6 protein-coding genes and 1 pseudogene are annotated in these 5,893 nt (G+C 72.1%); all 7 read right to left on the bottom strand.

Annotated features, from left to right (window positions below):
• The coding region (locus AOK18_RS09975) for an ammonium transporter (protein WP_055694070.1) at window positions 1-1,080 on the bottom strand (1,080 nt) is incomplete at its 3' end.
• Between the two features lie 31 nt (window positions 1,081-1,111).
• Window positions 1,112-2,053 (bottom strand): urease accessory protein UreD, encoded by a 942-nt coding sequence (locus AOK18_RS09970; protein WP_055694069.1) that lies wholly within the window; start codon window positions 2,051-2,053, stop codon window positions 1,112-1,114.
• A gap of 1 nt (window position 2,054) precedes the next feature.
• On the bottom strand, window positions 2,055-2,675 hold the full coding sequence (gene ureG / locus AOK18_RS09965) for an urease accessory protein UreG (RefSeq protein ID WP_055694068.1): 621 nt from the start codon (window positions 2,673-2,675) through the stop codon (window positions 2,055-2,057).
• Window positions 2,676-2,716: 41 nt separating this feature from the next.
• Complete coding sequence (locus AOK18_RS09960) at window positions 2,717-3,472, bottom strand: urease accessory protein UreF (protein ID WP_055573311.1); 756 nt, start codon at window positions 3,470-3,472, stop codon at window positions 2,717-2,719.
• Window positions 3,473-3,476: 4 nt separating this feature from the next.
• Window positions 3,477-5,201, bottom strand: coding sequence for an urease subunit alpha (gene ureC, locus AOK18_RS09955; RefSeq protein ID WP_055694067.1), 1,725 nt, complete (start codon window positions 5,199-5,201; stop codon window positions 3,477-3,479).
• A 1-nt stretch (window position 5,202) separates the two neighbouring features.
• Window positions 5,203-5,673, bottom strand: a complete 471-nt coding sequence (locus AOK18_RS09950) for an urease subunit beta (protein WP_055694066.1) — start codon at window positions 5,671-5,673, stop codon at window positions 5,203-5,205.
• Window positions 5,670-5,893: pseudogene (locus tag AOK18_RS33270) on the bottom strand (cobalamin biosynthesis protein CbiX); the annotation flags it as partial. The pseudogene AOK18_RS33270 and the gene AOK18_RS09950, both read right to left, overlap by 4 nt.

Here is a 5,893-nt window from a genome sequence, read left to right as displayed (position 1 = left end):
GAGGCCGCCGCCGTAGAAGAGCCCTTCCTTGCCGCTGACCTGGGCCGTGGCGAACAGGCCGACCATGAGCAGTCCGACGAGGCCGCCCGCGCCGTGCACCCCGACCACGTCGAGCGTGTCGTCCACGTTCAGGCGGTACTTGAGGGTGACGGCGTACGCGCAGACGGCACCGGCGACGAGTCCGGTGATCAGCGCGCCGGTGGGGTCGATCTCGCCGCACGCGGGGGTGATGGCCACCATGCCGGCCACCGCACCCGAGCCCACGCCCATCATGGTGACCCTGCGGGTGCGCCAGTACTCCACCAGCGGCCAGGTGACCATGGCGCCGGCCGCGCCGAGCTGGGTGTTGATGAACGCCGTGGCGGCCGTGCCGGTGTCGCGGACGGCGGACCCCGCGTTGAAGGCCAGCCAGCCGAACCACAGCAGGGCCACGCCGATCATGACCAGGGGGATGTTGTTGGGCCTCGGCTCCTTGCGGCGGAAGTCCGCCGGGCCCCTGATGACCAGGGCCACGGCCAGTCCGGCGATGCCCGAGTTGAGTTCCACCGGCAGGCCGCCGGCGAAGTCCAGGGCGCCCAGGTGCTTGGTGATCCAGCCGTCCTCCGTGTCGAAGACCCAGTGCGCGGCCGGCACGTACACGATCAGCAGCCACAGCGACGAGAAGACCAGCCACCCGCGCATCGTCGCGCGGCCGGCGATGGATCCGCTGATCAGCGCCACCGTGACGATGGCGAAGCCCATCTGGAAGGTGGTGTAGACGTAGGTGGGGATGGACCCGGTCAGGGTGTTCGGCTCGATGCCCCGCAGGAAGGCGTGGTCCAGGTTGCCGATGAGGCCGGCGCCGCCCACGTCCGGGCCGAAGGCGAGCGAGTACCCGACGAGGTACCAGAGGATGCTCACGAAGCACAGTGAGGCGAAGCTCATCTTGAGCATCACCAGGATGTGCTTCGTGCGGACCATGCCGCCGTAGAAGAAGGCGAGGGCGGGGGTCATCAGCAGCACCATCGCGGCTGCGGCCAGCATCCAGGCGGTGTCGCCGGAGTCGTAGCCGGGCGGCATGGGGGCGGGTGCGGTGATCACGGGCATGGTCTCCTGGTCGCGTCGGGGGGCGCTACGGCTTGCGCAGGTCGGGGGCGGGGTGGCCGGTGAGCAGCCGTCGCACGGCGTCCCACGCGGTGCGGACGGCGTCGGCGACACGGGGCTGCTCCCGGCCGAGGATCCGCACCCAGGCTCCGCAGTCCTCCGGCAGCACGCTCGCCCCGTGCAGCACCCCGCGGCCCGCCAGGGCCCGGTGCAGGGTGTCGGCGATCTCGGCGGCGGGGCGCCGGCCGCTCACCACGAACAGCGAGGCGACGTGGTCGTGCCCGGCGAAGACGCCCGGCCCGGTCACCCCGCCCCGTGCCCGCGGCCGCAGGCGCAGGGTGTCCACCGCCAGCGGCGTCCCGTCGGGCCGGCGGATCTCCAGGTCGCTGGCGAGCACGGTGTAGGCGTGCCGTTCGCCGCGGGCGATCCGGCCCGCCGTGACCGTTTCCGCGTACACCACCGTGGCGTTCTCGTCGACGGTCAGCACCGCGTCCTGGTGGAAGCGCGCCCCCGTGAAGGGGATCAGCGGGTCGGGCAGGTACTCGACGTAGGCGCCCTCGGCCGCGGTGAGGTGGAGGCGCTGCGTCGCGTAGTCCTGTTCCATCCGGTAGACCTTGGTGGCCGCCTGCGTGGTGACCAGGACCTGGGTCCCCGGACCGCACCGGAAGTCCTGGCGGTAGCGGTCGGCCTGGGCGACGCCGCCGCCCGTGGCCATCACGTAGACGCACGCCGTGCCGGGGAGCGCCGGGTCGACGTAGAGCGGGCGCATGATCTCCAGGGGCGCCTTCTGGTACCGCTCGACCAGTTCCGTCCGGTCACCGCGCAGGGCGAATCCGAGGTCGAGGACGCCGACCTTGGCCGGCGAGCCCGGGCCGAGGGTCTCGGGCACCGCCGAGAACGCGGACAGCTCCGGCGGGAGCCGGACCGGCTCGTAGTACTCCGGCGCGAGCCGGTCGCGGACGGCGGGCACGTCAGATCAGCACCTTGCGCCGGGACTCGAGGAAGGAGGCGACCTCGTCGACGCCCTTGCCGGTGAGGCAGTCGGTCAGCACCACCGGTCCGTCGCCGCGCACGCGGTGGGCGTCGGACTCCATCACGCCGATGTCGGTCCGCACGTACCGGGCGATGTCGATCTTGTTGATGACCAGCAGGTCGGAGTCGGTGATGCCCGGTCCCCGCTTGCGCGGCATCTTCTCGCCCTCGGCGGTGTCCAGGACGAAGACGAACACGTCCACCAGGGCCGTGCTGAAGGTGAGGGTCAGGTTGTCGCCGCCGCTCTCGTAGAGGAGGACGTCGACGTCGGGGAAGCGCTCGAGCATCTCGGCGCCCGCGGCCAGGTTCATCGTCGGGTCGTCGCGCACGGCGGTGTGCGGGCAGGCGCCCGTCTCCACGCCGACGACGCGTTCGCCCTCCAGCACCCCGTCGAGCGTGCGGCGGACGTGCTGGGCGTCCTCCTGGGTGTAGATGTCGTTGGTGATCACCGCGGGCCGGTGGCCCTGCTCGATCAGGACCGGGACGAGCGCCTCGATGAGGGCGGTCTTCCCCGATCCGACGGGACCGCCGATTCCGACGCGCAGGACGTTGTCTCGCATGGTCTTCCTCTCCGGTGCCGGCCTCCGTGGCCGGACGTCGGTCAGCTGGCGAACAGGCGGGCCTCGGCCCGCTCGTGACGGGCGGACATGACGTCCGCCGCGAAGGTGGTCGCCCCGAGGTCGTCGAGACCCCGGGCCAGTGCCCGGCGGGTGGTCTCCTCGATGACCGGAGCCGTCCGCCGCAGCAGGACCTGGGCCAGACGGTGGTCGGTCAGCCGCAGTCTCAGTGCCGCGCCGGCGAAGCTCGCGCAGAACGCGAACAGGTCGGCGGCGACGGCCTGCCGCACGGGTACCCCGGTCTCCGCGTAGACGACCCCGGCGGCGACGGCCTGCGTGCCCGGTGCCCGGCGGGCCGTCACCGTCCGGTGGTACCGGACGATGCCGGCCCCGCCGAAGACCTCGGCGGCGAGGTCCAGCAGCTGGCGCCCGGTCCGGGTGGCGGCCTGCCGCATCTCGCGGTTGAGCTTCGTGGCGTGCAGCCGCCGGTCCGTCGCGGCCACCGCCGCCCAGTCCCCCGCCGCGGCGGCCCGGTGGGCCAGGGCCAGCGCGGTGGCGTCGGAGGGGCCGACGCCGTGCCGGAGGAGGTCGTGGAGCAGGGCGGGGAGGGAGTCGCGGTCGACGGCTCCCTCCTGCACGAAGCCCTCCAGGCCGTGGGAGAGGGTGTAGAAGCCGCTGGGGAACGCCGAGTCGGTCAGCTGGAGGCCGACCAGGAGGTGCCCCAGGTCCGTCTCCGGCTCCCGTGTGCTCCGGGCGGGCCCGCCCGGCTCGGCGCTCTCGCCGCCCTCGTCGCGGTACATGCGCTCAGACCAGGAAGAACAGCTGGTTGAGCGGGAGCTTCTGGGCGGGGTCGATGGTCACGACCTCACCGTCCACCGTGACCTTGTACGTCTCCGGGTCCACCTCGATCCGCGGCACGACGTCGTTGCGGAGCATGTTGTGCTTGCCGATGGTGCGGGTCTTGCGCACCGGGAGCACCATCCGCTCCAGCCCCAGCTTCCCGGGCACCCCGGCCGCGATGCCGGCCTGCGACATGAAGGTGACGTGGGTCGCCTGCATGGCCCGCCCGTAGTGGCCGAACGACGGCCGGTAGTAGACGGGTTGCGGGGTGGGCAGCGAGGCGTTGGGGTCGCCCATCTGCGCCCAGGAGACGATGCCGCCCTTGATGACCATCTTCGGCTTGGCCCCGAAGGAGTGCATGGGCCACAGGACGATGTCCGCCAGCTTGCCCGGCTCGATCGTCCCGACGTAGTCGGAGATGCCGCTGGCGATCGCCGGGTTGACGGTGACCTTGGCCAGGTAGCGCAGGACGCGCCGGTTGTCGTTGCGCGCGGAGTCCTCGGGCAGCGGCCCGAAGGCCTCCTTGCACACGTGCGCGATCTGGAAGGCACGGGTGACGGACTCGCCGATGCGGCCCATGGCCTGGGAGTCGGACGAGATCATGCTGATGATGCCCCGGTCGTGCAGGACCGTCTCGGCCGCGATGGTCTCCGCGCGCACCCGGCTGTCGGCGAAGGCCACGTCCTCGGGGATGTCGTGGCTGAGGTGGTGGCACACCATCACCATGTCCAGCAGCTCGTCCACGGAGTTCTTGGTGTACGGCAGCGTGGGGTTGGTGGAGGACGGCAGGACGTTGGGTTCGCCGGTGACCCGCAGGATGTCGGGGGCGTGGCCGCCGCCCGCGCCCTCGCTGTGGAAGGTGTGGATCGTGCGGCCGTCGATCGCGGAACGGGTGTCCTCGAAGAAGCCGCCCTCGTTGAGGGTGTCGGTGTGGATCGCGATCTGGATGTCGTGGCGGTCGGCGACGGCCAGCGCGTTGTCGATGACGGCGGGGGTGGAGCCCCAGTCCTCGTGGACCTTGAGGGCGGCGGCGCCGGCCTCGATCTGCTCGTCCAGGGCGCCCGGCAGGCTGCCGTTGCCCTTGCCCATGATGCCGAGGTTGACCGGCAGGTCCTCGGCGGCCTGCAGCATACGGGCGAGGTTGAAGGGGCCGGGGGTGCAGGTGGTGCCGTTGGTCCCGTCCGTCGGGCCGGTGCCTCCGCCGAACAGGGTGGTGATGCCGTTGCTGAGTGCCTGTTCGCACTGCTGGGGGGTGATGAGGTGGACGTGCGAGTCCATGGCCCCGGCGGTCGCGATCAGGTGCTCGCCGGCGATGACCTCCGTGCCGGTGCCGATGACGAGCCGGGGGTCGACGGAGTCCTGGGTCTGCGGGTTGCCGGCCTTGCCGATGCCCGCGATGAAGCCGTCCTTGACGCCGATGTCGCACTTGACCACGCCGACCACCGGGTCCATGACCACGACGTTGGTGATCACGAGGTCGAGGGCGCCCTGGGCGGCGGTGGCCTGCGGGTCGGAGGCCATGCCGTCGCGGAAGGTCTTGCCGCCGCCGTAGACCACCTCGTCGCCGTACGAGCCCTCGCGGAAGTCCTTCTCGACCTCGACGACGAGGTTGGTGTCGGCCAGCCGGAACCGGTCGCCCACCGTGGGGCCGAACAGGTCGGCGTACTGCTTGCGGGAGAGGGTCGGCATGTCAGTGGGATCCCTTCTTCTTGCTCTTCTTGGCCTCTGCCTTGTCCGGCCCCGCCTTGCCGGCCGCGCCGCCGGCCTCCTCCTTCGCGTCCCCCTCCTGGCCCGCCCCGAGGAAGCCGCGCCGCAGTGCCCGGCCGACGGCCTCGACCCGGGCGGGGTGCGACCTGACGCTGCCGTTGAGGAGGCCGCTGAAGCCGTGGAGGCGTCCGGTGCCCGCGTAGGTGCACAGCTCCACCTCGTGGGTGCCGCCGGGCTCGAAGCGGACGGCGGTGCCGGCCGCGATGTTGAGGTGCATGCCGAGCGTGGCGTCGCGGTCGAAGTCGAGGGCCGAGTTCACCTCGAAGAAGTGGTAGTCCGAACCGACCTGGACCGCCCGATCGCCCGTGTTGCGGACGGTGACCTTGACGGTCCGCCGGCCCGCGTTGATCTCGATCGGGCCGTCGCCGTACTGGTATCGCGGAGGGAGTGTCATCGAAGGCTCCTGTGGGAGGGGAGGTCGTGCGGGTCGGCGCCTCGGTGCGTGCCGTCGGCACGGTGGGCGCGGGGCGGGGCCACGGCGCCCTCCGGCCGGTGGGGGTGCGTGTGGGGGTCGTGGTGCGTCCCGTGGGTGTGGGGGTCGTGGGTGTGCGTGTCGTGGGGGCCGTGCGGTGCGTGGGTGTGCGGGGGCTCGTGCGCGTGGCCGCCCGGGCCGT

The organism is Streptomyces prasinopilosus (genome assembly GCF_001419695.1).
GTDB lineage: Bacteria > Actinomycetota > Actinomycetes > Streptomycetales > Streptomycetaceae > Streptomyces > Streptomyces prasinopilosus.
This window is presented reverse-complemented; position numbering and strand designations above follow the sequence as displayed.

What these genes read in the sequence shown, in the direction of transcription:
- ureG (WP_055694068.1), bottom strand. Translation starts at nt 2,675, where the DNA reads ATGCGAGACAACGTCCTGCGCGTCGGAATCGGCGGTCCCGTCGGATCG.
- AOK18_RS09960 (WP_055573311.1), bottom strand. Translation starts at nt 3,472, where the DNA reads ATGTACCGCGACGAGGGCGGCGAGAGCGCCGAGCCGGGCGGGCCCGCC.
- ureC (WP_055694067.1), bottom strand. Translation starts at nt 5,201, where the DNA reads ATGCCGACCCTCTCCCGCAAGCAGTACGCCGACCTGTTCGGCCCCACG.
- AOK18_RS09950 (WP_055694066.1), bottom strand. Translation starts at nt 5,673, where the DNA reads ATGACACTCCCTCCGCGATACCAGTACGGCGACGGCCCGATCGAGATC.